Source organism: Phycicoccus sp. M110.8, assembly GCF_032464895.1.
Lineage (GTDB): Bacteria > Actinomycetota > Actinomycetes > Actinomycetales > Dermatophilaceae > Pedococcus.
The window spans coordinates 670,171-696,422 of record NZ_JAWDIC010000001.1; the positions used below are offsets into that span (position 1 = coordinate 670,171).

Annotated in this window: 25 protein-coding genes; 7 read left to right on the top strand and 18 right to left on the bottom strand. The window is 75.2% G+C overall.

Annotated features, from left to right (window positions below; all coding sequences use genetic code 11):
• Position 1: 1 nt before the first annotated feature.
• The 3 genes from RKE38_RS03190 to RKE38_RS03200 are packed head-to-tail and all read right to left on the bottom strand — an operon-like array spanning position 2 to position 2,077.
• Complete coding sequence (locus RKE38_RS03190) at positions 2–208, bottom strand: Trm112 family protein (protein WP_316006001.1); 207 nt, start codon at positions 206–208, stop codon at positions 2–4.
• The gene (locus RKE38_RS03195; RefSeq protein ID WP_316006002.1) at positions 208–1,647 is read right to left on the bottom strand and encodes a phosphomannomutase/phosphoglucomutase; all 1,440 of its coding nucleotides are present in this window, start codon (positions 1,645–1,647) and stop codon (positions 208–210) included. Before RKE38_RS03195 ends, RKE38_RS03190 begins: the two co-directional genes overlap by 1 nt.
• Before the next feature lie 43 nt (positions 1,648–1,690).
• Positions 1,691–2,077, bottom strand: coding sequence for a DUF3499 domain-containing protein (locus tag RKE38_RS03200; RefSeq protein ID WP_316006003.1), 387 nt, complete (start codon positions 2,075–2,077; stop codon positions 1,691–1,693).
• A 59-nt stretch (positions 2,078–2,136) separates the two neighbouring features.
• Between RKE38_RS03200 and RKE38_RS03205 the strand changes: the two genes are divergently transcribed.
• Positions 2,137–2,580: a metallopeptidase family protein gene (locus RKE38_RS03205; RefSeq protein WP_310149444.1), complete on the top strand. Its 444-nt coding sequence runs from the start codon at positions 2,137–2,139 to the stop codon at positions 2,578–2,580.
• 72 nt (positions 2,581–2,652) lie between these two features.
• Here the strand turns inward: RKE38_RS03205 and RKE38_RS03210 are convergent, their stop codons facing one another.
• From RKE38_RS03210 to RKE38_RS03245, 8 genes are all read right to left on the bottom strand, one after another.
• Complete coding sequence (locus tag RKE38_RS03210) at positions 2,653–4,152, bottom strand: DUF5719 family protein (protein WP_316006004.1); 1,500 nt, start codon at positions 4,150–4,152, stop codon at positions 2,653–2,655.
• Positions 4,149–7,340: a glycosyltransferase gene (locus tag RKE38_RS03215; RefSeq protein WP_316006005.1), complete on the bottom strand. Its 3,192-nt coding sequence runs from the start codon at positions 7,338–7,340 to the stop codon at positions 4,149–4,151. Before RKE38_RS03215 ends, RKE38_RS03210 begins: the two co-directional genes overlap by 4 nt.
• Positions 7,341–7,373: 33 nt before the next feature.
• Entirely contained in the window at positions 7,374–7,637 is a 264-nt protein-coding gene (locus tag RKE38_RS03220) for a WhiB family transcriptional regulator (RefSeq protein ID WP_310149452.1), read from the bottom strand.
• Between the two features lie 139 nt (positions 7,638–7,776).
• Positions 7,777–8,019: a ferredoxin gene (locus RKE38_RS03225; protein ID WP_316006006.1), complete on the bottom strand. Its 243-nt coding sequence runs from the start codon at positions 8,017–8,019 to the stop codon at positions 7,777–7,779.
• Entirely contained in the window at positions 8,016–9,104 is a 1,089-nt protein-coding gene (locus tag RKE38_RS03230) for an NADH-ubiquinone oxidoreductase-F iron-sulfur binding region domain-containing protein (RefSeq protein ID WP_316006007.1), read from the bottom strand. Before RKE38_RS03230 ends, RKE38_RS03225 begins: the two co-directional genes overlap by 4 nt.
• Entirely contained in the window at positions 9,101–9,664 is a 564-nt protein-coding gene (locus tag RKE38_RS03235) for a ferric reductase-like transmembrane domain-containing protein (protein WP_316006008.1), read from the bottom strand. The genes RKE38_RS03230 and RKE38_RS03235 overlap by 4 nt, the downstream gene beginning before the upstream one ends.
• Positions 9,661–10,632 (bottom strand): FAD:protein FMN transferase, encoded by a 972-nt coding sequence (locus tag RKE38_RS03240; RefSeq protein ID WP_316006009.1) that lies wholly within the window; start codon positions 10,630–10,632, stop codon positions 9,661–9,663. Before RKE38_RS03240 ends, RKE38_RS03235 begins: the two co-directional genes overlap by 4 nt.
• On the bottom strand, positions 10,629–10,994 hold the full coding sequence (locus RKE38_RS03245; RefSeq protein ID WP_316006010.1) for a hypothetical protein: 366 nt from the start codon (positions 10,992–10,994) through the stop codon (positions 10,629–10,631). The genes RKE38_RS03240 and RKE38_RS03245 overlap by 4 nt, the downstream gene beginning before the upstream one ends.
• A 140-nt stretch (positions 10,995–11,134) precedes the next feature.
• Here RKE38_RS03245 and cofD point away from each other — a divergent pair, with 140 nt between their 5' ends.
• The gene (gene cofD / locus RKE38_RS03250) at positions 11,135–12,109 is read left to right on the top strand and encodes a 2-phospho-L-lactate transferase (protein WP_316006011.1); all 975 of its coding nucleotides are present in this window, start codon (positions 11,135–11,137) and stop codon (positions 12,107–12,109) included.
• Between the two features lies 1 nt (position 12,110).
• Complete coding sequence (locus tag RKE38_RS03255) at positions 12,111–13,142, top strand: coenzyme F420-0:L-glutamate ligase (protein WP_316006012.1); 1,032 nt, start codon at positions 12,111–12,113, stop codon at positions 13,140–13,142.
• Between the two features lie 89 nt (positions 13,143–13,231).
• Here RKE38_RS03255 and RKE38_RS03260 read toward each other — a convergent pair whose 3' ends face one another.
• Positions 13,232–14,167, bottom strand: a complete 936-nt coding sequence (locus tag RKE38_RS03260; RefSeq protein WP_316006013.1) for a DNA-3-methyladenine glycosylase 2 family protein — start codon at positions 14,165–14,167, stop codon at positions 13,232–13,234.
• 125 nt (positions 14,168–14,292) lie between these two features.
• Here RKE38_RS03260 and RKE38_RS03265 point away from each other — a divergent pair, with 125 nt between their 5' ends.
• The gene (locus RKE38_RS03265; RefSeq protein ID WP_316006014.1) at positions 14,293–14,994 is read left to right on the top strand and encodes a DUF3105 domain-containing protein; all 702 of its coding nucleotides are present in this window, start codon (positions 14,293–14,295) and stop codon (positions 14,992–14,994) included.
• A 99-nt stretch (positions 14,995–15,093) separates the two neighbouring features.
• Here RKE38_RS03265 and RKE38_RS03270 read toward each other — a convergent pair whose 3' ends face one another.
• The 4 genes from RKE38_RS03270 to RKE38_RS03285 are packed head-to-tail and all read right to left on the bottom strand — an operon-like array spanning position 15,094 to position 19,972.
• Positions 15,094–15,969, bottom strand: coding sequence for a class I SAM-dependent methyltransferase (locus RKE38_RS03270; protein WP_316006015.1), 876 nt, complete (start codon positions 15,967–15,969; stop codon positions 15,094–15,096).
• A gap of 9 nt (positions 15,970–15,978) precedes the next feature.
• A complete protein-coding gene (locus RKE38_RS03275) occupies positions 15,979–16,962 on the bottom strand; it encodes a lysylphosphatidylglycerol synthase domain-containing protein (protein WP_316006016.1) in 984 nt (327 codons plus the stop codon).
• Positions 16,962–18,881 (bottom strand): glycosyltransferase family 4 protein, encoded by a 1,920-nt coding sequence (locus RKE38_RS03280; RefSeq protein ID WP_316006017.1) that lies wholly within the window; start codon positions 18,879–18,881, stop codon positions 16,962–16,964. The genes RKE38_RS03275 and RKE38_RS03280 overlap by 1 nt, the downstream gene beginning before the upstream one ends.
• A complete protein-coding gene (locus RKE38_RS03285) occupies positions 18,878–19,972 on the bottom strand; it encodes a glycosyltransferase family 2 protein (protein ID WP_316006018.1) in 1,095 nt (364 codons plus the stop codon). The genes RKE38_RS03280 and RKE38_RS03285 overlap by 4 nt, the downstream gene beginning before the upstream one ends.
• A 75-nt stretch (positions 19,973–20,047) precedes the next feature.
• On the opposite strand from RKE38_RS03285, the gene RKE38_RS03290 reads away from it, so the two are divergent.
• The gene (locus RKE38_RS03290; protein ID WP_316006019.1) at positions 20,048–20,839 is read left to right on the top strand and encodes an inositol monophosphatase; all 792 of its coding nucleotides are present in this window, start codon (positions 20,048–20,050) and stop codon (positions 20,837–20,839) included.
• A 14-nt stretch (positions 20,840–20,853) separates the two neighbouring features.
• Here the strand turns inward: RKE38_RS03290 and RKE38_RS03295 are convergent, their stop codons facing one another.
• Positions 20,854–22,971: a hypothetical protein gene (locus tag RKE38_RS03295; RefSeq protein ID WP_316006020.1), complete on the bottom strand. Its 2,118-nt coding sequence runs from the start codon at positions 22,969–22,971 to the stop codon at positions 20,854–20,856.
• Positions 22,972–23,074: 103 nt separating this feature from the next.
• On the opposite strand from RKE38_RS03295, the gene RKE38_RS03300 reads away from it, so the two are divergent.
• Positions 23,075–23,521 (top strand): adenylyltransferase/cytidyltransferase family protein, encoded by a 447-nt coding sequence (locus RKE38_RS03300; protein ID WP_316006021.1) that lies wholly within the window; start codon positions 23,075–23,077, stop codon positions 23,519–23,521.
• Complete coding sequence (locus RKE38_RS03305) at positions 23,521–24,258, top strand: TIGR03089 family protein (protein ID WP_316006022.1); 738 nt, start codon at positions 23,521–23,523, stop codon at positions 24,256–24,258. Before RKE38_RS03300 ends, RKE38_RS03305 begins: the two co-directional genes overlap by 1 nt.
• A gap of 19 nt (positions 24,259–24,277) precedes the next feature.
• On the opposite strand, the gene RKE38_RS03310 is transcribed toward RKE38_RS03305, so the two are convergent.
• Positions 24,278–26,014, bottom strand: a complete 1,737-nt coding sequence (locus tag RKE38_RS03310) for a peptidoglycan-binding domain-containing protein (RefSeq protein ID WP_316006023.1) — start codon at positions 26,012–26,014, stop codon at positions 24,278–24,280.
• Positions 26,015–26,252: the final 238 nt, after the last annotated feature.

Sequence of the window (26,252 nt, forward strand, 5' to 3'; positions counted from 1 at the left end):
CTCAGGCGGGCTTGCGGGCTTCGTCGACCAGGAGCACCGGGACGCCCTCGTCGATGCGGTACTGCAGACCGCACGAGGTGTTGGTGCAGTGCAGCTCGGCGCCCGTCTCACCCTGGGCGTCGGCCAGCTCGGACCGGCAGGCGGGGCAGCGCAGGATCTCGCGCAGCCACGGCTCGATGGAGGCGGCCGCCCCCGTGTCGTGCGCCATCACTGTTCTCCTCTCACCAGGGCGAGGACATCGTCCCGCACCCGTGCCATCGTGTCTGCATCCGCCGCCTCGACGTTGAGCCGCAGCAGCGGCTCGGTGTTCGAGGCGCGGAGGTTGAGCCACCACATCGGGTCGCCGTCGCCACCTGCGTGGGTCGCCGTGAGGCCGTCCAGCTCGTCGAACTCGGCGCCCTGCCCGGCCGCCCACTCGCGCACGAGCCCGGTCGCGGCGCCCGCGTCGGTGACCGTCGAGTTGATCTCGCCGGACGCGGCATACCGGCTGTATGCCGCGGTGAGCCGGCTGAGCGGCTCGTCCTGCTCGCCGAGGGCGGCGAGCACGTGCATGGCGGCGAGCATCCCGGTGTCGGCGAACCAGAAGTCGCGGAAGTAGTAGTGCGCGCTGTGCTCGCCGCCGAACACCGCGTCCTCGCGCGCCATCTCGGCCTTGATGAACGAGTGGCCGACGCGAGTGCGGATGCCGCGGGCGCCCGCCTCGCCGATGATCTCGGGGACGGCGGCCGACGAGATGACGTTGTAGACGACTCCCACCTCGGCGGCGTCGCGGCCCGCGGCCACCTCGCGCGCCACCTCCCGGGTCGCGACCAGGGCGGTCACCGCGCTCGGGCTGACCGGCTCACCCCGCTCGTCGACGACGAAGCAGCGGTCGGCGTCCCCGTCGAAGGCCAGGCCGATGTCCGCACCCTCGCGGACGACGGCCGCCTGCAGGTCGCGCAGGTTCTCCGGCTCGAGCGGGTTCGCCTCGTGGTTGGGGAAGGTGCCGTCGAGCTCGAAGTAGAGCGGGACGACGTCGAGGGGCAGGGCGGGCAGGCCCGCGCCCGTGCCGAGGACGGCGGGGACGGTGTGGCCGCCCATGCCGTTGCCCGCGTCGACGACGACCTTGAGCGGCCGGCCACCGGACAGGTCGACCAGCCCGCGCAGGAATGCCGCGTAGTCGGCGAGGACGTCGCGCTCGCGCAGCGTGCCCGCCTCGACATCGGCCGGCCCTGCGGACGTCCCGGAGTCCAGGAGCGCCTGGGCGGTGTCGCGCACCGTCGCCAGGCCGGAGTCCTGCCCGACAGGTCGGGCGCCCGCGCGGCACAGCTTGATGCCGTTGTAGCGGGCCGGGTTGTGCGACGCGGTGAACATGGCGCCGGGCAGGTCGAGGGCGCCGCTGGCGTAGTACAGGCCGTCGGTGCTGCACAGGCCGATCAGCGTCGCGTCGAGCCCGTGGGCCGTCACCCCGGCGGCGAAGGCGCGCGACAGCTCTGGCGAGGAGGGGCGCATGTCGTGGCCGATGACGACGCCGGTGGCCCCGTCGGCGGCGACGAGCCGGGCGAAGGCCGCGCCGATCGCCCACGCCACGTCGACGTTGAGCTGCTCGGGGACGACGCCACGGACGTCGTAGGCCTTGACGAAGTCGGTCAGCACGGGAACGGGCACGGCACAGACCCTAGCGGGGCCACCGGCCCCGGCGGTCGCAGGCTCAGAGGTCCCGCAGGACGCGCAGGTGGCCGCGGCGGCTGGTCTCCACGGCCCCGGAGGAGCCCTCGTCGACCTGGCCGACGACCCGGGAGGGGGCGGGCGGCTCGCCGAGCTTGGGCCGGCCGGCCTCGCGCACGGCGTTGGCGAGCGCGAGCAGGTCGTCGTGCGAGGGCTCGGGCTCGACGTACTCACCCGACAGGCGCACGATCTCCCAGCCGCGGGGGGCGGTGAGCCGCTCGGCGTGGTCGGCGCACAGGTCGTACGTGTGCGGCTCGGCGAACGTGGCCAGCGGCCCGACGACGGCGGTCTGGTCGCCGTAGACGTAGGTGAGCGTGGCGATGGCTGCCTTGGGGCACGCGGTGCGGGAGCACCTTCTCGACAGACTCACGCGAGGACTGTATGCCACGGCTCCGACAGCGCCGTCCCGGCACGCCGTAGGGTGGCTGCGTGAGTTCGACCCGAGGGGCGTCCGGCCAGGGGCGTGGGCGCACCCGCGACCGCCGGGGCCGGGGCCTGCGGGGTCCCCTGGCGTGGCCTGCCGTGCCGGCGATGGCGACCCGGCGCGAGCAGTTCGACGACCTCGTGCTCGACAGCGCCGCCCGGCTCGAGGGACGCGTCGGGCCGCGGATCCGCGACGTGGAGTTCGCGGTCGAGGACGTCCCACCGTCCGACCCCGCGCCGTGGGAGCGCGACGGGGTCCCGCTGGGGCGCACCTTCCCCGCGCACGGACGGCAGCCTGCCCGGGTCGTCGTCTACCGGCGCCCGGTGGAGAACCGGGCAGAGAGCTCCCGCGAGCTCACCGCGGTCGTGCAGGACGTCGTCGTGGAACAGGTGGCCGCGCTGTTCGGGCTGAACCCCGAGGAGCTCGACCCGCGCTACGACGACGAGTAGCCGCAACAGACGACGAGCAGCCGCGCCGGACCGGCAGGCGGCACGCGCGGGCGCCGACGTCGGCCACCGGGGTCAGCCCTGGGGCGCCTCGCGCACGGCCACCGTGGTCGAGCGGAGCGTCGCGTCCCGCAGGGGCGTGCTCGAGATGAGGGTCCCGCACGAGTCGTTGCCCCACGAGACGACGCCCGCCCGCACGGCGCCCGAACCCGAGACCCGGTGCACCCACACGGACGAGGCCGCCGTGACGTCGACCGTGGTCGTGCTGTCGGCCGCGACCGACACCCGGTTCGAGGTGGCCGTGCCGGACCCGTCGACCGTGACCACCTCGACCCCGGCAGGGGCGCCCGTGGCGGTCAGCAGCAGGGTGCGGTGCAGCACGAACCCGTCCGGCGCGCCCGCCGGCTTCGCGAGCGGCATACCCGCCACTGCGGAGATGGCCGGGGTGGACGACGTCCACGCGAGGTCGCCCGGCTTGCCCGGGGCGTCCCGGACCACCATCGCGGCGGCCACGACCGGGTGGTCGGCGCGCACCTGCAGGGCGACCGAGCCGCTGGGCAGCCCGGAGAGGTCGATGTCGTGCACCGCGCCACCGTCGACCCGGACGACGCCCCCGGCCGGCAGGGCCCGCGGGCCGTCCTTGGTGAGCACCCGCGCCTGGACGACGGCCTCGTCGCGACCGGGGACGACCACCCGCAGGGTGGCCCGCCCGTTGACCGACACGGCAGGGACGACCTGTTCGCGCGACGGCGCCGCGCTGGGCACCGCGTCGTCCGAGCCGGCCGCGCGGGTGCCGTCGAGCCACGTGTCCGCCACGACCGCGCCGACGACGCCGCCGTGGGCGACGACGTGGACCGCCGGGTCGGCCAGGTCGGAGGAGATCGAGTCCAGCAGGAAGGCCGTGCGGCCGTGCGCCGGCACCACCAGGCCCGAGCCACCGGGCGAGGCGACGGGCCCCTTGTCACCGTGGAGCGTGACGTCGACGGACACGGGGTTGCCACCGGGGTTGGTGAGGACGAGTCGCTCCTGGCGGCCGGGCGCGCCACCCCCGGCGAGCAGCCAGAGGTCCGAGCCGGGGTCACCACAGCCCGTCACCGACAAGGCGCGGCGGTCGCCGGACGGCTCCAGCCACGACTGGGCCGCGGCCAGGCCGGGCGCGAGGTTCTGGGTCGCCCGGACCTGCACGCCCGCGGAGGCCCCCACCGTGGCGGAGGTGCTCGCCCCGCGCTGGGTCGCGGGTGACCCCTGCGCGGCGCCGCCGGGCATCGTGCGCAGCGAGACGCGCCCCCCGGCCCCCAGCGGTCGGGTGCTGCCGAGCAGGCGGTCCGGTGCCGTGACCGCGGCAACCCCGACGGGCACGGACTCGTCGTCGAGACCGGGCACGCCGCGCAGCTCCGGGCCGGGGCACAGGAGCGAGGCGTCGCGCACGGCGGCACTGGCCGGTGCGGGCGACGTGGTGCGCGCCCCCGACCCGATGGCGAACGCGCCGTCGTGCTGGGTGGCGGCCAGGACGACCCCGGCACCGGCGGCGGCGACCAGGGCGGTCCGGACGAGGGCGGCGACGGGGACGGTCATGGACGCCTCCGGGACGCGCGGTTGCCGAACGGGATGGCGAGGAACGCCGCCACGAGCAGCGTCAGGCCCTGCAGCCAGCGCCAGTACGTGTCGCTGGGCAGGACGGTCACCTCGAGCCGGTGCGAGCCGGCCGGGACCTTGTATGCCGCCGCGTCGCCGGCCGGCGCCAGCACCTGCCCGTCGCTGGTCACCCGGGCGTGCCGGGTCCACGCCTGCGGCTCGGCCAGGACGAGGGTGGTGCCCTGCGGGGCGACGACCTGGGCGTCGAGCCGGGCGTGGTCGCCCGCGGTCGGGACGACCTGCTCGGAGGACTTCGTGACCAGCCGCGCGCGGGCGGGGGCGAGGCTGTCGTCGGCCGACCGGCCACCTCCGGGCAGGACCCGCCAGAAGATGCTGCCGTCGTGCTCCCCGAGGCGGCTCAGGCCCGCGGTCGCGTCGAGCGCGCGCACCCGCGGGTCGTCGGCGTCGGCGCGCAGACCGACGAAGCCGACGGCGAGGTCGGACAGCACCGCTGTCGGGCTCGTCGCGGGCGCGTCCCCCTCCTGGAAGAGGGTGGTGACGGCGGCGGACAGGGCCCGGGTGTCAGGGCGGTCGGTGGCCACCGGCAGGGCGCGGGCGACGTCGCCCGGCTCCCGGCCGACGAGGCGGTAGGACAGGCCCTCCCCGTCGGGGGCGATGAGCACCATGCGGTTGGAGATGCCGCTCTCGGCCTGGTCGACGGCGACGGCCGGGCGCGGGTCGGACCAGGCACCCAGCGTGGACCCGACGGTGCGCCAGGTGGTCCACCCGGCGCTGAGCAGGACGCCCACGACGAGCGCTGCCCCGACGGGCCAGCGCAGCAGGGCGAGCCAGCCGCCCCGGGCCCGGCTCACGGGCAGGCCGTCGGCACCGAGGAGGGCGGCGGCGACGAGACCGAGCGCCCAGACGAGCAGGCCCGTGCCGGCCCACACCGTGACGGGCCGGCCGGCGTGCGGCAACCCGTCCGGGACGGTGCCGACGACGATGCGCGGTGCCACGACGGCATACGCGAGCCCGGCGAGCCCGAGCAGCGCGAGGGCACCCGCGGCGGCGCCCCTGCGCCCGACCCGCAGCTGGGCCAGGAGCCCGGCCGCGACGACGGGGGCGGACAGCAGTACGGGGAACGACCCGGGTCCGCCGGGATGCAGCAGGGCCAGCTGCCACGGCGCGGCCTGCGCGGTGCCCCACACCGCCAGCCCGGGGCCGGTCAGCAGCAGGGCCGGCCGGTCCAGGACGGCGCCCACGAACGGCCCGAGGAGGGCGAGCGGGCCGGCCACGAGGGCCAGGCCGCGCCAGCGACGGCCTCCCGGCCCGAGGACGAGGAGGACGAGGCCGGCCACGACCACCGGCACGAGCAGGGCCGGCGCGAAGGCGCCGAGCACCCCTGCCGCCAGGACGGTGCCGGCCGTGGCCGTCGCGGTGCCGGAGCGGCGGGCGGCGAGGACGACGCCCGCGGCCACGAGGGGCAGGACGATGGCGGCGACCACGCCCCCGAGCCGCCCGCCCGCGATGGCGGACGTCAGGACCGAGGTGGTCGACCAGGCCAGGGCGGCCAGGGCGCGCGGCCAGCGCGAGTGGGTGACGACCCGCGCGGCGAGGTATGCCGTGGCCGTGGCCAGCGGGAGGGCGAGCGTGACGAGCAGGGCGACGGCGGTACCGGCGGGCGAGTCCGGGGCGGACAGGAACGGCACGTGGGAGACGAGCCACGCCAGGCCGGCCAGCACGACGAGGTGCGGTCCCGCCTCGCCCGACCCGCCCAGGCCGGCTCCGTGCCAGCCGTCGAGCCAGGCGTGCAGGAGCGAGGATGACGTGGCGCGCACGCCGAGCAGCTCGCCACCGCTCATGCCGGAGCCGAGCCGGTCGACCCAGCTGCCCCCGAGGTCGCGGGTGCCGACCACCGCGACGACCGTCATGAGCACCACGGCGAGCAGGCCGGGGTTCCGGGCGGTGCGCGAGACCCAGGTCGAGCCCAGGACGTGCAGGTCCTGGGCCTCGTCGGCCACGGGGCCGGTCTCCGAGCCGACCGCGCCGTCGTCGTCGGTGTCGCCGATCCCCACCTGGTCGTGGATGAGGTCGGTGGTGTGGCGCAGGACCGTCCGGGGCGGCACGAAGAGCCCGTGCAGGTCGCGACGCCGGACGCGGCGGGTGCCGCGCGAGCGCCACCGGGCGCCGAGGACGCGTCCGGGCGTGAGCACGGCCCCCACGTCCGAGAGCTCGGCCCACGCGGCGCGGGGTCGCTTGGCCAGCAGGAGCGCGGCCGCGGCGACCAGGCTCGTGAGGACGACCCAGGCCGCGAGGAGGGGCAGGGCCCAGATGGCGCAGCGGGCCAGGGCCACCCGCCGGGCCTCCCGGCGGCGGCGCGACGGGAGGTCGGCCGGCTGGGCATCGCCCTCGAGGAGGGGAGCACCCGTGCGGACGGTGGCGCGCGGCACCACGACGACCCGGCGCCCGGACTGGTGCGCCCGCCAGGCGAGGTCGACGTCGCCGCCGAAGTCGCCGAGCGCCCGGTCGGGGCCGCCCAGGTGCTCGAAGAGGTCCTGCTCCACCAGCATGCCGGTCGAGGGGACCGCGAGGACGTCGGTGCGGCGGTCGTACTGGCCCTGGTCGGGCTCGCCCGGGGCCGGAGCGGGGATCACCCGGCCGGAGCGGGTGAGCTGCAGCCCGACCGAGTGCAGCGCGCCGGGCCGCTCCCAGTCCAGGAGCTTGGGGCCGGCCACGCCGACGGAGGGGCTGCGCCGGACCGCGTCGAGCAGCCGGGCCAGGGTCATGGGGGCCGCGACGCTGTCCGAGGTCAGGACCCACACGTGGCGCACGGCGTCGTGGGAGCCGCTCGTGGACCCCGCTGTCAGTGGTCGGTGGGACGTTTCCGCCAGGGCCGTGCGGACGGCGGCGGACACCGAGCGGAGGCGCGGGATGGTGACGTAGAGGATCTCGGGGACGGCCGAGGCGAGGCCGTCGTGGGCCCGCACCTGCTCGACGGCGTTGCCGTCGAGGCCGGCGTCGACGACGACGAGGCGGTCGGGGTGGCGGGTCTGCCGCGCGAGGGAGTCGAGGGTCTGGGCGAGGGCCGAGGCCGGGCCGCGGAGCACGAGGACCGCGGTGACCACGGCGTCGGCGAGGGACCCACCCGGGGGGTCGGTCAGGCCGTGCTGGGGTGGGGCAAGCGTCATGCGCTCGTCACGAGGGAGCCGCCGCGCGGGCGGCTAGACCGCACGCTTCTTGAGCTTGCGGCGCTCGCGCTCGGACAGCCCACCCCAGATGCCGAACCGCTCGTCGTTGGCCAGTGCGTACTCGAGGCACTCGGACCGGACCTCGCACCCGACGCAGACCTTCTTGGCCTCGCGGGTCGAGCCGCCCTTCTCGGGGAAGAACGCCTCGGGATCGGTCTGGGCACACAGCGAGCGCTCCTGCCAGGACAGCTCGCCCTCGTCGCCCCCGTCGAGGGCGATCAACTGAAGTTCCTGCACGGCTTCCTCCTCGACCCGGTGCCGCCGTCGTCGTGACCGGTTCGTCACAACACTGGAATTACACGCGTGTCATACGTGGTTCGTCAAGCCGAACTCTGATATCCGCCCGATCGGAGGAGGAGGGCGGACCCGCGTGCCCTCAGCCCCGGTCCATGAGGTACAGCGCGCGGGCGGGGCACAGGCGCACGGCGGCCTCGACGTCGGCCGGGTCGTCGTGCCCGCCACCGGGGGCCAGGACCGGGTAGCCCCACTCGTCGAGCTCGACGGTCCGGGGCAGCAGGCTCGCACAGATCCCGTGGCCGCTGCAGTCCACCCGGTCCACGCGCAGCTCGGCCGCGCCCGCCTGCGGCGTACCGGTCCGCGACGAGCTTCCAAGGCTCATGCCGCCACCCCCGAGGTGGTCGAGCAGCGTCCGGACGCGTGCTCCTCGAGGTGCTCGGCGAGCACCCGCACCGCGGAGGTGGCGAAGCCCGCCACGCCGTCGGGGAAGCGGCAGGCCCCACGGCCCCGCAGCAGGTCGGCGCGTCGCTCGACGCGGTCGAGGGCCGCGTCCCAGCTGCGCGAGACCGCGCCCCCGGCCAGCAGCTCCCAGTCCTCGGCGAGCGCGGGCACCCCGAACATGCACGGCCCGCACTGCCCCGCGCTCTCGCCCGCGGCATACCGCAGCCACCGCGCCACCTCCTCGACCGGGCACACCGCCGGGTCGAGCACGTGGACCACGCCCGGACCGGTGCTCGTGCCGTACGCCGCGAGGTCCTGGCTCGACCACCGCAGGCCCCGGGCCTCGTCCGCCGACAGCAGGACCCCGCCGAGGCCCCCGACGACGACCGGGCCCTCGGGCAGCGGCCCACCGGCCGCCTCGACGAGCTCGGCCAGGCGGACCCCGGCCGCGGTCTCGACCACGCCGGGACGGCTCACGGCGCCGCTCACGGTCACCAGGCGCGGCCCCGGCTCGGCGGCCGTGCCGTACGACCGGAACCACTCCGGCCCGTGCTCGAGCACCTGGTCGACCCGCCACACGGTCTCGGCGTTGAGGACGACGGTCGGGGCGATCCGCCGGCCGGTGGAGTCCGAGCCGCCGACCACGAACGGCGCCCGCTTGGTCATCGGCCGCGCGAGGCCGCCGTGGGCGAGGGAGATGAGCGAGGACTCCTCGGAGGAGACGTACCGGTGCGGCACCTCCAGCACCTTCACCCGGGCGGCGTGCAGCCGCGCCGCCGTGGCCGAGCCGCGGTGGGCGGCGAAGCGCACCCGCTTGCCGGCGATGGCACGCGCGCCGCGGACGAGCTCCTCGAGGTGGTGCTCGACGACGAAGGCGTCCTTGGCCGCCCCGAGCTCGCCGTCGCAGGCGTTGACGATGAGCGAGGCACGGTGCTGGTGCGCGGCCCGGATCTTGGTGGCGGTCGGGAAGGCGGCTCCACCGCGCCCGGTCAGGCCGGCGGACTCGAGCTGGGCGAGCAGGTTCATGACCACTCCTGGAGGGCGACGGCACGACGGCGGTCGCGGTCGTGGTGGGTGCTGACGACGCGCCACGCGAGGGCGGCGAGCCCGATGGCGGCGCAGGCGAGGGTGGAGCCCCGCAGCAGGGGCTGGTTGGCCGTGCCCATCGCCCAGCCGTGGACGACGGCGGAGGGCCACAGCGCGAAGGCGAGGACGTGCACGGCCTTCCAGAGCCGCTCGGGCAGGCGGTGGCGCAGCAGGGAGGTGACGACGAGCGCGAGCACGAGGTCGAACGCGATGGTCCCGAACCCGACCCACAGCGGCTCGTACCCCGAGGTGAACGGCAGGAACGCCGAGACGAGGTCGATGTTGACGTAGGTCTCCCCCACGGCCGTCGCGATGTGCGCGATCAGGAACGTCGTCGTCCCGAGGGCGAGGGAGCGGTGCAGGCCCATGACGACCGCGGGCGAGACGCGGTGCGGTGCGCGGCGACCCGCAGTGAGGGCACCGAGGACGAGCACCGCGGTCAGCAGCGCGAGGCTGACGACGCCGGTGGCGCGGGAGGTGTACCAGAGCAGCTCGTTCATGCCGCACTCCCCGTGAGGTCCTGGCGGGCCGGGTCGGGCCAGCCGGGCGTGGTGGTGACGGCGCCGTCCGTGGCCCGGTCGAGCCGGGCCGGTATGCCGTGCCGCGCCAGCCAGGCGGGCGCGTCCGGCCCGAGCACCACAGCCGCGGTGGACGCGGCATTCGCCTCGACGGCGGTGGCGCCGGCGCAGGTGACCTGCTCCCAGTGGCTCGAGGCGGTGCGCCCCGTGCGCGGGTCGACGATGTGGTGCCGGGGCTGGCCGCCCTGGGTCCACGTGCGACGGGTGGTGGAGGAGGTCGCGAAGGCCTGCCCCGTCCCGGTCACCACCTGGCGCTCCTCGCCGCCCGTGCCCTCGACGCCGATCTGCCACCCGCCGGGCGGCAGGTCGCCGGAGACGGCGATGTCGCCGCCGAGCCCGACGAGGAACCCGCCGGGGAGCGCGGCGGCCAGCCGGGTGGCGATGACGTCGGCGGCGTGCGCCTTCGCGCTGGCCCCCAGGTCGAGCAGCACGCCCTGCGGCACGGTGAGCAGGCCCAGCTCGCGGTCGAGCCGCACCTGCTGCCAGCCACCCACGAGCGGCTGCACCGTCCGCAGCGGCCGGTCGCCCGCCCGCACGACCTCGAGGTCGTCGTCGTAGCCGCTGGCCGCGACGGCCGCCCCCACCGTCGGGTCGACGAGGCCGTCGGTCAGCCTGGCAGCGGCGAGGGCGGCGTCGAGCGCGTCGGCGAGCACGTCGGAGACCAGCGCGGTGACCGGTCCCCGCTCGGCCCGGCGGGCCAGCACGCTGACCTCGGAGTCGGCGCGGAAGCGCGAGGCCGCCCGGTCGAGCTCCGCGAGGTGGGTGCGCGCGGTGACGATGGCCTCGCCCAGGACCTCCGGGCGGGTCACCACGATGCGGTGGGTGGTCCCGATGGCGCGGAAGGTCGCGGCCGCGGTGAACGCGTCACGGGCGTCGTGGCGGCCGGTCATGACCCGCTCGAGCTCGCCTGGGAGGACCCCGTGCCGGAGCCGACCGAGCCGACCGAGCCGAAGCTGCTCGAGGACGACGAGGACGACGTCGACGTCGTGGCCTTCGCGGTCGCCTTGGCCTTGGCCTTGGCCTTCGCGGCCGACGTCGTCGACGAGCTCGAGGAGCTGGACGACGGGGTCGAGGAGCTCGACGCCGAGCCCGTCGTGGACGTGGTGCCGGTCGAGCTGTGGCTCGCTGCCGTGGCGGTGCCGTGGTCCTGCGCGAGGTGCAGGCCGAGGGCGGCGCTGACGGCGGTGCCGGCCAGCATCGCTCCGGTGGTCCACCTCCGGGCGGTGGTGAGCGGGTGGGTGCGGCGGGTCATCGCTGGGTCCTTCCCCGGTCGAGGGTCCTGTCCATGTCCCCACCGTGGGGGCGCTCCCTGTGCGGTTGCTGTGGCCGTCATGGGGGTTCTCTCCCGCCCTCGTGAGCGGCCCGCCGAGGCGCACTGACAGACTGCGTGGCATGCGCATCACGGCACTGGCCGGTGGCGTCGGCGGCGCCCGCTTCCTGCGCGGCCTGCGCGACCACCTCGACCGCATCCCCGACCTCGCGGACGCGACCCTGACCGTCGTCGGCAACACCGGCGACGACATCACCCTGTTCGGCCTGCGGGTCTGCCCCGACCTCGACACGCTGCTCTACACCCTCGGCGGCGGCGTCCACGAGGGCCAGGGCTGGGGCCGTGCCGACGAGAGCCACCGGCTCCAGGGCGAGCTCGCGGCATACGGCGCGGAGCCCCAGTGGTTCGCCCTCGGCGACCTCGACTTCGGCACCCACGTCGTCCGCTCCCAGTGGCTCGGCCAGGGCCTGACGCTCTCGGAGGTGACCGGCCGGCTCGCCGACCGGTGGGGCCTGCCCGGGCGTGGTATCACTCTGCTGCCCATGACCGACTCCCCCGTCGAGACACACGTCGTGGTCGAGGACGACGACGGCCGCCGGGCGGTGCACTTCCAGGAGTGGTGGGTGCGCATGCAGGCCAAGGTCCCGGCTGAGCAGTTCCTCGCCGTGGGCATGGACCGCGCGACGCCCGCGCCCGGCGTGCTCGAGGCCATCCGCGAGGCCGACGTCGTGCTGCTGCCGCCGAGCAACCCGGTCGTCTCGATCGGCATCGTCCTGGGTGTCCCCGGCGTGCGCGACGCCCTGCGCGGCAGCCGCGCCCCGGTCGTGGGCGTGTCACCGCTCATCGGCGGTATGCCGGTGCGCGGCCACGCGGACGCGTGCCTGTCCGCCATCGGGGTCGAGTCCACCGCGGGTGCGGTGGCCGGCCTGTACGAGGACTTCCTCGACGGGTGGCTCGTGGCACCCGACGACGTCGACGCGGTGAAGCTCCCCCGGGCCACGGTGGTCGGGCGGCCGCTCCTGATGACCGACCGGGAGGCGGCGGCGGACATCGCCGGCGCCGCCCTCGACCTCGCGCTCGAGCTCCGGGCGCGCTGAGGTGCGGCTCGAGGTCATCGGGGTCGAGGGGGTCCCGGAGGTCCGTGCCGACGACGACCTGGCCGCCCTGCTCGTCGAGGCCTGCGCGGCCATGGCCGTCGACCTCGTGGACGGCGACGTGGTCGTCGTCTCGAGCAAGGTCGTGTCGAAGTCGCTGGGCCTGTGGGCCGACACGAGCGACCGTTCCGCCGCCGTCGTCGGGCAGACCGTGCGCGTGGTGGCCGAGCGGATGGCAGGCGACCGGGTGACCCGGATCGTCCAGGCCACGAGCGGCCCGGTCATGGCCGCGGCCGGGGTGGACGCCTCGAACACGGGCGGGGTCGACGGGCTGCTGCTGCTGCCCGACGACCCGGACGCCGAGGCCGCGCGGCTGCGCGAGCGGCTGCTGGTGCTCACCGGGCTCACCCGGCTCGGGGTGGTCGTGAGCGACACCGCCGGGCGGCCGTGGCGGGTGGGGCAGACCGACTTCGCGCTCGGCGCTGCCGGGGTGCAGGTCACCGACGACCTGCGCGGCAGCGTGGACGCCGACGGTGCGCCCCTCAGCGTCACCAGCCGGGCCGTCGCGGACGAGCTCGCGGCCGCCGCCGACCTGGTCAAGGGCAAGGTCTCGCACGTCCCGGCCGCGGTGGTCCGCGGCTCGGGCTGGGCCGGCGAGGTCGTCGGCGCGGGCGCGCGCTCACTGGTCAGGACGGGGCGGGAGGACTGGTTCGGCCTCGGCCGGGTCGAGGCCGTCCGGTCCGCGCTCGGGGTCCCGCCGGGCTCCCCCGCCGCCCTCGAGGACGGCATCGCCTCCGTCGCCCCCGAGGCGGTGGCCGAGCGTGTGGCCCGAGCCGTGCGGGTGGCCTTGCGCGGCTGCCCGGACGCCGCCGTGGACGTCGGGCCCGGCCACCTGCGCGTCCAGGCGGACTCCGGCTACCAGCTCGGGGTGGCCGTCAGCCGGCTGCGGACGGCACTGTGGGGCGAGGGCGTCGAGGTCGCCGACCCGCCCGAGCCGAGTGGGCTCGAAGCCGTCCTGCACCTACCGAACGCCTGACCCCGACCCCGGCCTCCCCGCCCGCGTCGCGCCACGACCCGTTCGCGCACCTGGCGCGCGTCCCGCGCCCCCGGCCGGGTCGGCGGGTGTCAGCGCTGGCGGTTGGGCAGGTGCGTCCGCGGCGCCATCCGCGGCCCGCGGCGCGGACGCATGGCACCGCTCAGCTCGAGCAGCCGCTGCACCCGGAACCGGTGACCGCGGTACGGCTCGAGCACCTCGGCCATCTCCTCGTCGCCGAGCGCCTCGCCGGTCAGCGCCCAGGTGACGTTCTTGGCCACGTGGTAGTCGCCGAAGCTCACGGCGTCGGCGTCACCGAACGCGCGCTGCGCCGTCTCGGCCGCGGTCCAGACCCCGATGCCGGGTACCGCCCGCAGGCGCCGCCCTGCCTCCCGTGGCGGCAGGACCGCGGCCTGCTCCAGCCGCCCCGCGACCTTGGCGGCCCGCACGGCCGTGCCCGACCGGGCACCGTCGACCGAGGCCCGCAGCCACTCCCAGGACGGGATGGCGGCCCAGCCCGCCGCGTCCGGGGCGACCCACAGCCGCCGGTCGGCCCCCGGCCCGGGCGCGCGCGAGCCGAACCGCCGCACGAGCGCGCGGTACCCCCCGAAGGCCTCCTGCCCGGTCACCTTCTGCTCGATAGCGGCGGGCACGAGGGCGTGCAGCACCAGGCCGGACCGCGGGACGTGCCACGCGGCATACCTCCGGTGTGCCTGTGCCACCTGCGGGTGGTGCGCCACGAAGTCGCCGTCGTCGTCGTCGGCCCCGAGCAGGGACGGCACCTGCTCCAGCGCCCACTGCGCTCCCGGGCCCCAGGCCGTCGCGTGCACCTCGGCGAGGTCCGAGCGCTGGACCAGCCGCAGCGTCGCCGGCCCGGCAGGCGTGGGCAGGCCGAGCCACCACCCGTCACCCCGGTCGGACTGGAACGTGGGGTCGCCGGCCCCGCGGCGGAACGCCGCGACGACGAGCCCGACCGCCGTCGGGCGAGCGGGCCGCCACACACGGGTCGACTCGGCGGACGGGGACACCAGGCCATTCTCGCGCGTTGCCCCGACAGACCACCGGTCGCCCGGCAGCTCGCCGGACTCCGACCGGGCCACCGGGCGAGGACCGTAGACTCTGCGCGAACCGCCCCCGACTCCCCGAGGAACCCGTGAGCAACAAGCGTGCGAGCCAGGACCGCAAGGCCCGACTGGCCGAGATCCAACAGCAGCAGAAGGCCAAGGAGCGCAGGGTCGCCGGGATGATCATCGTCGGCTGCCTCGTCCTGCTGGCCGCCCTCGGTGGTGTCGTCCTGTTCGCGGTCAACGACGCGAAGGCCGGCCAGCTGCCGAACCTCGGTGCCTCCCTCGCGGCCGCGAAGTGCCAGCCGATCACGACCGACCCCAACACCGGCAGCGGCGAGCACGTCGGCCCGGGCACGAACAAGCCGGACGAGACGTCGGTGAAGTACGACACCGTCCCGCCGAGCCACGGCCCCCACTTCGCCACCCCGGACGTCAGCGGCCGCGACTTCTACACCGCCGCCGACCGGCCGCCGCTCGAGGTCCTCGTGCACAACCTCGAGCACGGCTACACGATCCTCTGGTACGACGGCACCAAGGTGAAGGACACCAAGCTGCTCAAGGAGATCGCCGACAAGGCGGACAAGCAGCCCGAGGCCTCCGGCAAGTTCAAGGTCGTCGAGTGGGACGCCAGCCGCGGAGCCTTCCCCGCCGGCACGCCGTACGCGCTGTCGCACTGGGCCTCCGACGCCGGTCACCGCCAGATGTGCGGTGACCTGTCCGGCAAGGTCGTGATGGACTTCATCACCAAGTACCCGAAGGACAACACCCAGGAGCCCGGCGCCGCCTGACGCCGCGACCGCCCTTCCTGGCTGCAGAGAGACGACGAGGGCCGCCCGCACACCGCGGGCGGCCCTCGTGCATGGTGCCGGGGAGAGGGGCTCGCCGCGTCAGCGGGCCTGGCGGCGGCGGAAGGTCAGCAGGATGAAGGTGTAGTCCAGGTCCACGCGGTCCCAGTGCACCGGACGCTCGGCGTGCGACAGGGCGTCCGAGGTCGAGAGGTCGCCGACCAGCTCGAGCCCCGCGGCGTCGGCCATCGAGACGAGGGCGCTGATGTCCGCCGGGCCGAAGATCTTCACCGGCGTGCCGTATGCCGTGCGGCCGGTGGTGTCGGGCGGGTCCTGGTCGTAGTCGGTCGAGACGCAGAGCACCCCTCCGGGACGCAGCACCCGTGCGCTCTCGCGCAGGAAGCCCTCCAGCGGCACGCCGTGCTCGATGACGGACATGCAGGTGATGGCGTCGAGCGAGCAGTCGGGCAGGCCCGTGGCGGTCACGTCACCGTGCCGGAACACGACGCCGTCCCGGCGCACCTCGTCGCCGAACTCGAGGTTGATGCCGAGCAGGGAGTCGGGGGCACCGCCCAGGCCGTAGAGCCGCAGCCAGGGCAGGACGGGCGAGTAGCGCGCGCTGCCGGCGTCCATGACCCGCGCCGTGCGCGAGCCGTCGTCGGCCAGCGTCAGGACGGCGCCCACCGCGCCGAGGGCGTCCCAGTTCTTCGGTTGGTCGCGGTGCAGCGGCAGGCGCAGGTGCTTCCCCTCGGCCACGGCCCGCTCCCAGTCGGCAGCGGTCCGCAGGACGGCGGTGGGGGGCACCGACCGCGGGACCGGCCGGTTCGCGGCATACCCGCGCCTGGCCTCGGCCCGGCGCTGCACGGCGACGCGCGCCCACAGCACGTGCTCGGCGGCACGCTTGGCGACGGCGAGCAGGGGTCCCCCGGGCGGCGCGGCGACCTGGCCCGAGGCAGCGGCCTCGTCTGGAGTCGTCATTGGCGCAACCTATCGTTCCCGGTCCTCGGGCACGACGACGTGCTCCGCCACCCGCTCCTCGCGCGAGGTCAGCAAGTGGTGGGAGCGCGCGTAGGCCCACCCGAGCAGCGCGAAGACGACGTCGGCCATGACCGTCAGGAACCGCGAGATCACGACCACGGCCGTCGCGGCCGAGGTCGAGGTCACGGGTCCGAGGATGAGGACGAGCAGGCCCTCGCGGACCCCCACCCCGGCGGGCAGCAGGACGCTGAACATCGCCAGCGAGGACGCCAGGGCGAAGCCGCTGAGGGTCCCCAGCACGAGCCGGCCCCCGTCGTACCCGCTGCTCGTGGCCCGCGCCAGGACCAGCACGTGGGAGCCGGAGGCGAGCCACGCCCCGATGAACAGGGCGCTGGAGGTGAGCACGGCACGGCCGGACAGGGTGTGCTCGAGCGGCTCGCGGCGCAGGACGCGCAGCACCAGCGCGATGCCCCAGTTGAGCAGGCGCGGGTAGAGGACCACGGCCAGCAGCGGCACGACGAGCAGCAGGAACCACCCGGTCGTCGCCGCTCCCCCACCGAGGCCGAGGAGCAGCGGCAGCGCGGGCAGCCCGACGATGAGCCCGCAGATGGCGGCCAGCGCGACGCTGACGAAGGCCACGACGGCCGACCGGCGCCGCGGGATCTCCAACCGCGCGCCCATCTCCGCCTGGGCCACGATGCTCCAGACGGCGCCGGGCAGGTACTTGCCGAGCTGGCCGACGAAGAACACGCCGCCGGCCGGGGCCACGTGCAGCGGGGTGCCGAGGTCGGCGAGCAGCACCCGCCACCCCAGCATGGTCAGGATCGGGGGGATGCAGACGAGCAGGGCGGCCAGGGCGAACGTGCCGCCGTCGATGCGGTCGATGTCCTCCGAGACCTCGGCCCAGTTGTGGGCGACCGCGAGCGCGACGGCCGTGACCACCAGCAGGGCGAGGGCGATCCGCAGGACGGTGAAGACCCGGGCGCGCGTCATCAGCGCCGCCTCAGGGTCAGGCGCAGCAGGCTGTATGCCGCGTCGGTGCGCCGGGAGGTGCCGCTGGCCCGGCGCATCCGCTCGGTGATGTCGCCGTCGAGGTCGCCCACCAGCACGAAGCCGAGGTCGTGCGCACGGGCCAGCACACCGCGGACGTCGGCCGGGCCGAGCGCCCCCTCGGCGCCGAGGTGGCCGATCGGCAGGGTGAGGCAGAGCAGGCCGCCGGAGCGCAGCGCCCACGACGCCTGGCTCATCGCCTCGTCGACGTCGTCGGCGTCGCAGCCGCCGGGGTGCAGCCGCACGATGACGTCGAGCGAGGCCGTGTCGACGTCGAGCACCTCGACGCTGGAGCGCGGTCCGGTGAGCTCGAGCTCCACGGGCGCGAACCCGATGGCGCGGGCCCAGCGGGACAGGGGCGAGCGGCTGCCGCTCTCGTCGACGATGACCGCGCTGCGCCGCCCGTCGTCGCGCACGCGGACGATCGCCGCGAGCGTGCCCAGGGCGGCCCAGGCGGCGATGCCGTCGGAGCACCGGGGCAGGCCGAGGGCGCGGGCGAAGGCCTTGGCGTCGTCGGCGTCCTGCGCGTCGGCGAGGACGTCGGACGGCCGGATCCAGTCGGGCAGGTCGGTCGGCCCGAGCTCGACGTCCGGCCGGGCGGCGGCCACGAGTCCCCGAACGCCGGTCGCGAGCCGCCGGCCGAGGCGGCCGGCGACCGCGGCCGCACCGGTCTCCTGCGGCTCGTCGTCCTCGGGGGCGTCCGGCTCCGCAGCCGGCTCGACGCTCGCGAGCGCCTCGATGGCACCGAGGTAGCGCGCCCAGGGCCCCGACAGGTCCGGCGGCCGCACGGCCGACCGGAGCTGCTCGGCATACCCGGGCTCGGCGAGGCGCCGCAGGGCACCGACGAGGGCCTCGCGGTCGTTCGGGGGCACGACGAGCCCGTCGACCCCGTCGCGGACCTGGCGGCCGAAGCCGGCGACGTCCGTGGCCAGGACCGGGAGGCCGTGGCGCTGGCCGAGCAGGGCGTTCTGCGAGGCGGTGGCGCTGCGATAGGTCAGGGTGAGCACGTCGTGGCCGGCGAGCAGTGGCGCGAGCCGCTCGGCGGGCACGTAGCCGCCGTGGACCTCGACCCGGCCCCGCAGCCGCGGGTCGGCGGCGAGCTGCTTGACCCGGTCACCGGCGGCCCCCCACATCTCCCCGGCGACGGTGAGCGTGGGACCGGGCACCTCGGCCAGGGCCTCGAGGAGCAGGTCGACGCCCTTGTACTCGCGGACCAGGCCGAGGGCCAGGAGCCGCGGAGGCCCGTCGTGCTCGGGCCGGTCGACCGGCGGCCCGCCGGGCAGGTGCGGCGGCAGCTCGGCGACCGCGACGTGCGGGGCGTGCAGCTCGCGGGCCAGGCGGGCCTGGTCCTCGCTGTGGACCAGGACCGCGTCGACCCGCTCGAGGAACTGCTGCATGAGCTCGCGGTCGCCGACGTGCGGCTCGTGCGGCAGGACGTTGTGCGCGATGACGACGGTGCGCGGGTGGCCCGGTCGCACGGAGCGTCCGGCAACCGTGCGCCGCCCGACGCCGGCGGCGCGCAGGAGCGCGAGGTGGGCCGGGACGACCGCCGGGATGACGTGCACGACGAGGACGACGTCGAAGGAGCGCAGCCGGCGGCCGGTGCGCACCCACGTGTCGGGGCGCGCCCAGCTCAGGGCGCGGACGGTGCGCGGGAACGGGTCCACGTCGGGGGCACCCCCGGGGACCGCCTGCTCACCCGGGTAGAGCTTGCTGGGGTACAGGTGCGACCACGAGACCAGGGTGACGTCGTGCCCGGCGTCGGCGAGCTCGTGCGCGAGGCTCGTCGTGTGGGCGGCGACCCCGCCCTTGTAGGGGTGGGTCGGACCGACGACCGCGACCTTGAGCGACGCCGTGCTCACACACCCGCCCGCGAGCGCACGACCAGGTCGGACAGCAGCGCCAGCGACCCGATCATGATGCCGCTGACGATCAGCAGCACGGTGCTCGCCGGGAAGTAGAACGGGTGGCGGACCATGTCGACGACGGCCTTGACGACGCCGATGACGATCATCCACAGGGCCGGCGGCATGAGGACCTTGAGCGGGTCGAAGTACATGACCATCCGCAGCACCTGCAGGATGTAGCGGTAGGCGTCGCGCACGAAGTGGAACTTGCTCTCCCCCGCACGCTTGGCGTAGCTCGTCGGCACGTACTTGATGTCGTGCTGGTTGGACAGGAACGCCAGCGTGATGGTCGTGACGCAGCTGAACCCGGGGGGCAGGAGCCGCAGGTAGGGCAGCGACACCTCGCGCCGGAACGCGCGCAGGCCGGAGTTCAGGTCGGGGATCCTCTGGTTCGTGAGCTTCTCGGCGATCTTGCGGATGAGCCACTTCGCCGGGACGCGGGCCCACTTGTGCGTGCCCTCCTCGGTGGTGCGGGCGCCGACGACCTGGTCGTAGGTCGGGTCGTCGCGCAGGATCCGCACGAGCTCGGGGATGCGCTCGTTCTCGTAGGTCATGTCGGCGTCGGTCCAGACGACGATCTCGCCGTACGCCTGCTGGGTGCCGATGCGGCGGGCCGTGCCGCTGCCACCGTTGCGGCGGAACGGCATCACGCGGATGTTGGGGTACTCCGCAGCCGCCCGGTGGAGCACCTCGAGGGTGTCATCGGTCGACGCGTCGTCGATGCAGAGCAGCTCGTACGTCAGCTCGCTGGCGTCCATCGCCGCGGTGATCCGCTCGATCTCGCGCATGACGTGCCGGCCCTCGTTGTAGCAGGGCAGGACGATGGTGACGTAGGGCTTCGACGGGTCCTCGCCGGGCGCGCGGGTGGCCACCTCGGTCGCCGGCAGGTATGCCGCGTCGGCGGGGTGCACCGGCACGTCACCGGGCGCCGGGGCGGGCGGGGTCGCGCCGGCCGGGGTCGTCGTCGACGGGGCGGGCAGGCCGGTGCTGATGACCTCGGTCGCCGGGCTCTCGGGCACCGGGAAGGTCTGGGTAGGTTCGCTCATCTCGCCCGCGAGCCTACCGGCCAGGCACCCTCCCCGAGTTCGTGCGGCGCGGCGCGGTGTGGAACGGTGGGGTCCGTGGACACCGACGAGGTGCTGGACCTGCTCAAGACCGTGGCCGCCGAGGTCATCACCCCCCGCTTCCGGTCGCTGGCCGACGGCGAGGTGATGGAGAAGAACCCGGGCGACCTCGTCACCGTCGCCGACCAGGAGTCCGAGGCGATCCTCACCCGCGAGCTCTCCGCGGCATACCCGGACGCCTTCGTCCTCGGCGAGGAGCGGACGGCCACCGACCCCACCGCGATCAGCCAGTTCGTGGCCGCCGACCACGCCTTCACGGTCGACCCGGTCGACGGCACCAAGAACTTCGTCCACGGGTCCCCGGACCACGCCGTCATGGTCAGCGAGGTCAAGGGCGGGGAGACCGTCCGCGGCTGGATCTGGCAGCCCGAGCACGAGGTGGGCTGGGTCGCCGAGAAGGGCGCCGGTGTCTACCGCAACGGCCAGCGGGTCACCCGCGAGCCCGTCGCCGACGACGTCGCCCCCCACGGGGTCACCTCGATCTGGCCCCTGCGCGGGCACAGCCTGGGCGACCTGCCCGCCCTCACCGGGTCGTGGGTCTGCTGCGGCGTGGATTACCCCCGCCTGATCGAGGGCGCCACCGACTACATCCTCTACGCGCGCAACAGCCCGTGGGACCACTCCCCCGGCTCGCTCATGGTGCGCGAGGCCGGCGGCACCGTGGGTCATCCCGACGGCACGCCCTACTCCCCCTCGGCGATGACCCCCGGCATCATCGTGGCCGCGGACCGGGGCACGTATGCCGCGGTGCGCCGGCTCGCCGCCGACGCCTTCGCGCGCCGCAGCTGACGGAAAGCCGCCACTCAGCCGTCGAGCCGGCCCAGCCAGACCAGCAGCGGCAGGTCGACGAGGTCGTCGGGGCGGCGCTCGAGCAGGCGCGCGTCCTCGCGGACGGTGGTGTCGACGGCCTTGGTGCCGGTCCGCAGCCCCAGGTCGGTGAGGGTCTTCGGCCCGTCGGCGGCCACGAGGACCAGGCGTCCACCGCGGGCCTGCACCGCCGACTCGACCTGCGCCAGGGTCGAGCGCAGCCGCGGCGGGTCCTGGCGCAGGGTGGTCGTCGTCGACAGCGCGGGCACCCCGCAGTAGCCGCGCAGCACCTGCGGCCACTCGTTGGCCGCACGAGAGTCGACCATGATGGCCACGTCGCCGGGCTGCATCGCCGAGCAGACCCGGTCGACCGCGGCCAGCTCGCCCTGCTCGACCCGCTCGTCGCGGTGCGGCCACGTGGCCATGCCCGCCGGGACGACGAGCGCGACCGCCACGAGCAGGCTCGTGGCGACGTTCACGGCATACGGCAGGCGCCGGGTGGACCACCGCGACACCACGGCCGCGCAGGCGACGGTCAGCAGCACGACCGTCGGCAGGGCAATTACCAGCCGCCGGTCGGCCCACGGGTGGTCGGGGGTGATCCCCGGGCGGTAGAGGGTGAGCAGCGTCGACCCGATACCGACCACGGCCGGTCCGGTCCACGCCGGCAGCTCGCGCCCGTCCACCCAGGACGACGCGGCCCGGTGTGCGAGGACGGCCGTGGCGACCAGCGCCAGCACCAGCGCCACGGGGCCGAGCCACCACGACATCCAGACGAGCGACTGCTCGGCGTAGGTGCGGCCCCCGTCGACGGGCAGCCCTTGGCGGGCCTGCAGCCCGGCGACCACGCGTGACCCCGGGTCGGTCGCGGACTGCCGCACCGTCTGCCACAGCGGCCGGGAGGCGAGGAAGGCCCCCACCAGGACGACGGCGCCGGCGAGCGCCCGGGGCAGCCATGCGGTCGCCAGCGTCCCGAGGGACCAGCCCCGTCGCGAGCCCACGACGAGCGCGAGGCCCGCGAGCCCCACGACCAGGCCCAGTGCGACCAGCGGGAGGAGCGACCCGGCGATGCTGCCCAGGTACTCGTAGGACGTCAGCCAGGTGAGGCCGAACGCGACGGCCGAGGCGGCGAGCGCGCTTGCGAGCAGCGCCCTCGCCCAGACCTGTCGCTGCGCGCCCGCGAGCGCGGCGACGACGACGAGCAGGACCACCTCGCGCAGGGCGTCGACCCGCACCACGATGCTGCCGCCGAGCAGCACTCCCGCGACGACGGCCGCCCGTCGCGACGCGGCGGCGTCGCCGGCCGTCCCCGACCGCGCCGCCATGGTGAGGGCCACGAGCGCGACGCCGAGGGCCGGCAGCGCGACCGGCTCGGAGTAGGTCGAGCGCCCGACGTGCAGCAGCGGGAAGAGCAGGGTGGTGGCGAGCGCGGCGAGCGGTCCCCACCGCGGGCCGACGAGCAGCGAGCCCAGGAGCCCGACCGCGAGGACGGTCACGCCGAACAGCGCCGCGGCGAGCCAGAACGCGGCGTCCGCCCCGCCGAGCCACCAGGCGACCGAGTACCAGGCGCTTGGGCCGATCGGAAACTGCGGCTGGATCGCCGGGGAGGCGGGCGACCCCACCGAGTAGAACGCGGGGCTGGCGAGCGTCACGCCGGGCAGCCGCAGGACGGCGGCGCCACCGACGGACCGGGCTGGCACGTCGATGGGGCGGGCGTGCCCGGCCGCGAGCTGGATCGCGGACTGCAGGTAGGAGCCGGAGTCCCGGCGGGGCAGCACCTGCTCCGAGTGGGTCGACCCCGCCCACACTGTCGCCCCGACGCACAGGAGCAGCAGCAGCGCCGTGGACCAGACGGGCAGGGGTCGGGCCGGCACCATCGCGGCCACGCGGACGGCGACGGCCAGCAGGACGAGCAGGACCGGGCCGGCCACCCACGGCTGCCACCACCCCAGCAGGGCGAGGACGCCGGCGGCGACCGCGCCGAGGACGAGCCACGAGGCGACGCCGACCACGCTGCGCGAGACGAGCAGGCCGCCCCACGCCTCACCCCGCAGCAGGGGCAGGTCGCCGGGGTCGGGGGTGTACGGATAGCTGCGGGGCGCGCGGCTGCTCACAACCCGCAACGCTAGCGCTCCGGCGGTGCCAGGAGTCCACGGCGTGCACTGGACCCGCGCGGAGCGTGCGGGTGCCCCCGGCGCGGCGCGGTAGCCTCACGCCATGTCCCAGGAACCGCGGCCCGCTGACGACCCCGCCACCAGCACGAACGGCCGGCGCACCGTCATCACCTTCGGCACCTTCGACGTCCTCCACGTGGGTCACATCCGTATCCTCGAGCGAGCTGCGGCGCTCGGCGACCGCCTCGTGGTCGGGGTGTCCGCGGACGAGCTCAACATGCGCAAGAAGGGCCGTGCCCCCGTGTTCTCGCAGGCCGAGCGGGTCGAGATCGTGCAGAACCTGCGCATGGTCGACGAGGTCTTCGTCGAGGAGAGCCTCGAGCTCAAGCGCGACTACATCACCCGACACAGGGCCGACGTCCTTGCCATGGGCGATGACTGGAAGGGCCGGTTCGACTTCGTCTCCGACCTCTGCGAGGTCGTGTACTTTCCCCGGACCCCCTCGATCTCGACGACCGAGGTCATCGAACACATCGCCAACAACGCCTGATGCCCCCCACGCCCGCGGACGTGCTCGCCCGCATGGTGGCTGGTGACCCGGGGCGCCCCAGGGTGACGTTCTACGAGGACACGCCGGGTGGGACGCAGGGCGAGCGCATCGAGCTGAGCGCCAAGGTGCTGGCCAACTGGGTGAGCAAGGCAGCCAACGCGCTCCAGGACGAGTGGGACCTCGGACCGGGCAGTGTCGTGCGGCTCGACCTGCCGGCGCACTGGCGTGCCCTCTACTGGGCGCTCGCCGTCTGGTCCGTCGGCGCGACCGTCCTTCTCGACGAGGGCCCATGTGACCTGCTCGTCACCGCTGCGCCGGCCGCCACCCCCGCCGAAGCGGCACCGGCGCCGCGTGATGCGGTGCCGGTCGTCGTGGTCACCTTGCCCGCGCTCGCCCGGACGGCTGCCGCACCCCTTCCCCCGGGGACGATGGACGAGGCACGTGAGCTGGCCACGTATGCCGACCAGTTCGCCGCCCTGTCTGACCCCGGGCCCACCGACCCGGCCGTCGTGGGGCACGGCTGGAGCGCGGCATACGACGAGGTGGTGCCGCACCGGGACTGGGACCGAGGCACGCGCGTGCACATCAGGGGTGACGACCTGCCCCGACTGCTCGAGGCCTCGCTGGCGGCGTGGGCGGTCGACGGCTCCGTCGTCGTGTCGCGCGGTCCGGAGCCGCGCGGTGGCCGCGCGGAGCGCCTGGCCTCCGAGGGCGTCACCGTGGACCTTACGGCCTGACGGGCTCACGCGCCGGGGGTCAGCGCCTGCGAAGCTCGGCCTCCAGCGCCTTCCACGTGAGAGTCGCCACGGTGCCGGTTCGCGCCAGCTTGGCGCGGCCCTGCAGGGCCTTGACAGCTGCGGTGGTCCTGGGCCCGTAGGCGCCGTCGGCGGTGACTCGCAGCGCCCTCTGCAGAGCCACCACGGCCGCACCGCGCGACCCGGTGCGCAGCACCGTGTCGTAGTACGCGTGAAGGGGGTAGTCGCGCAGCTCCAGCGCCCGCCACAGCCTGCCGTCGGCCACGCCGGTGACGGGCAGGCGGTGCGACTTCTGGAAGGACGTGACGGCAGCGGTGGTTCGAGGCCCGTAGGCGCCATCGACCGACACTCCGCCGAGCGCACGCTGGAGGGCCTTGACAGCAGAACCCTTCGACCCCGAGCGCAGGACGGTGGACATCAACGCGGTGTACGGCGTGGAGGTGCGCGTCGCGTCGCGCGACACCGTGCTGCCTCCGGATGCGCCGCCTGATCCCGAGGTGGTGCCGTGGCCCGCCCCCGGGGACGAGGCCACTGCCGCCCCCATGAGGGCCGACCAGGTCGCCGGCCCGCAGACGCCGTTGGCCGGCAGGTTGCGTCGGGTCTGGAACGCCTTGACGGCGGCCTCGGTGATGGGCCCGTAGCCTCCGTCGACGGTGACCGACAGCGCCTTCTGCAGGGCTCGGACGGCTGCGCCGGTCGAGCCGCGCTTGAGCGTCGTCTTCGCATAGGGCGCAAGTGGGCTCGACGCAGCGCCCGCAGGCGTGCCCGGCACCGCGGGAGTGGGCGGCACCGCGGGAGTGGGCGGCACCGCGGGAGTGGGCTTGGCGGGGGTCGTCGGCGCTGTCGTCGAGGAGACCGGCCGCGAGGGGACCAGCTTGAGCGCGATCAGGCGGGCCCACGTGGCGGAGTCGAGCTTGCCGGTCACCGGCAGCTTCTGCGCCTTCTGCCAGGCGACGAGTGCCGCCAGGGTCTTGGGCCCGAAGACACCGTCCGCGGGGACCTTCAACACCTTCTGCACGAGGACGACGTCCGCTCCCGTGGCCCACTCGGTGAGCACGGTGTAGACGGCTGAGGGGGCTGTGGGGGGCGTTGTCGGCAACGGTGTGCCGGGTCGTCCGGCGACGGTCTCCAGCGCCTTGCCGGTCCACCAGGACGTGCGGCCGTAGGCGCCGTCCCACGAGAACGAGAAGTGGATGTGGTCGGTGTGCGGGGCCGAGCCGGTGTAGGGCGCCCAGCCACGGCCCGGGTCGTACGCCCGCCACATCTTGCGGTTCCAGATGATGTACATGATCCCGAAGCGGCGGGCCATGGCGCCGGGACGGCCCTGGGCGTCGGGCGCGGACAGCCACTGGGTCACCGAGTCGGCGACCGCCTTCTGCGTGGGGTCGTTGACGCTCAGCATCCAGTCGAGCGCACGGCCCTCGGAGTGCTCGGTGACGCCGCTGTTGCAGTTGCGGCCGATGCCGTACGACGTGGTCGTCACCGAGGCGTAGTGGCTCTTGAGCAGGTCGCCGAACTTCACGACGTACGGCTTCGCGGTCGGGTCGCAGGTGCTCTGGCCGACGTAGGGCTCGGCGATGTCGAGGGCCGCCGGGAGCGCCTTGCTCGGGGGCGGCGGGATCTTCACCGTCGCCGCGGCCGGCAGCACCGAGGCGCTCACCGAGGCGGCGGCGAGCGGGAGGGTGACGGCGGGGATGGTGACGGCACCGATGGCGCGGACCGCGTAGGACGCTCGCACTGGCTGACGCTCCGGGAGTGTGTGCCGCAGGGACGGTGCGGCGGGTTCGACGGGGGCACCCGGTTGTGTCGTGCAACCGGGCCAGACATTTGTCCCAGCAGTTCACAGCCGTCACAAGCCCGTGGCGGGAACTACAGACGTGGAACTCCTCCTTTCATCAGCCGTTCGGACGATGCCACCCGCGTCCGGTGCCCCGGCCGGTGCCATCACCGATGCGTGACAGGTGCCGTCACCGATG

What these genes read in the sequence shown, in the direction of transcription:
- RKE38_RS03190 (WP_316006001.1), bottom strand. Translation starts at nt 208, where the DNA reads ATGGCGCACGACACGGGGGCGGCCGCCTCCATCGAGCCGTGGCTGCGC.
- RKE38_RS03210 (WP_316006004.1), bottom strand. Translation starts at nt 4,152, where the DNA reads ATGACCGTCCCCGTCGCCGCCCTCGTCCGGACCGCCCTGGTCGCCGCC.
- RKE38_RS03215 (WP_316006005.1), bottom strand. Translation starts at nt 7,340, where the DNA reads ATGACGCTTGCCCCACCCCAGCACGGCCTGACCGACCCCCCGGGTGGG.
- RKE38_RS03225 (WP_316006006.1), bottom strand. Translation starts at nt 8,019, where the DNA reads ATGAGCCTTGGAAGCTCGTCGCGGACCGGTACGCCGCAGGCGGGCGCG.
- RKE38_RS03230 (WP_316006007.1), bottom strand. Translation starts at nt 9,104, where the DNA reads ATGAACCTGCTCGCCCAGCTCGAGTCCGCCGGCCTGACCGGGCGCGGT.
- RKE38_RS03235 (WP_316006008.1), bottom strand. Translation starts at nt 9,664, where the DNA reads ATGAACGAGCTGCTCTGGTACACCTCCCGCGCCACCGGCGTCGTCAGC.
- RKE38_RS03240 (WP_316006009.1), bottom strand. Translation starts at nt 10,632, where the DNA reads ATGACCGGCCGCCACGACGCCCGTGACGCGTTCACCGCGGCCGCGACC.
- RKE38_RS03245 (WP_316006010.1), bottom strand. Translation starts at nt 10,994, where the DNA reads ATGACCCGCCGCACCCACCCGCTCACCACCGCCCGGAGGTGGACCACC.
- cofD (WP_316006011.1), top strand. Translation starts at nt 11,135, where the DNA reads ATGCGCATCACGGCACTGGCCGGTGGCGTCGGCGGCGCCCGCTTCCTG.
- RKE38_RS03270 (WP_316006015.1), bottom strand. Translation starts at nt 15,969, where the DNA reads ATGACGACTCCAGACGAGGCCGCTGCCTCGGGCCAGGTCGCCGCGCCG.
- RKE38_RS03275 (WP_316006016.1), bottom strand. Translation starts at nt 16,962, where the DNA reads ATGACGCGCGCCCGGGTCTTCACCGTCCTGCGGATCGCCCTCGCCCTG.
- RKE38_RS03285 (WP_316006018.1), bottom strand. Translation starts at nt 19,972, where the DNA reads ATGAGCGAACCTACCCAGACCTTCCCGGTGCCCGAGAGCCCGGCGACC.
- RKE38_RS03300 (WP_316006021.1), top strand. Translation starts at nt 23,075, where the DNA reads ATGTCCCAGGAACCGCGGCCCGCTGACGACCCCGCCACCAGCACGAAC.
- RKE38_RS03305 (WP_316006022.1), top strand. Translation starts at nt 23,521, where the DNA reads ATGCCCCCCACGCCCGCGGACGTGCTCGCCCGCATGGTGGCTGGTGAC.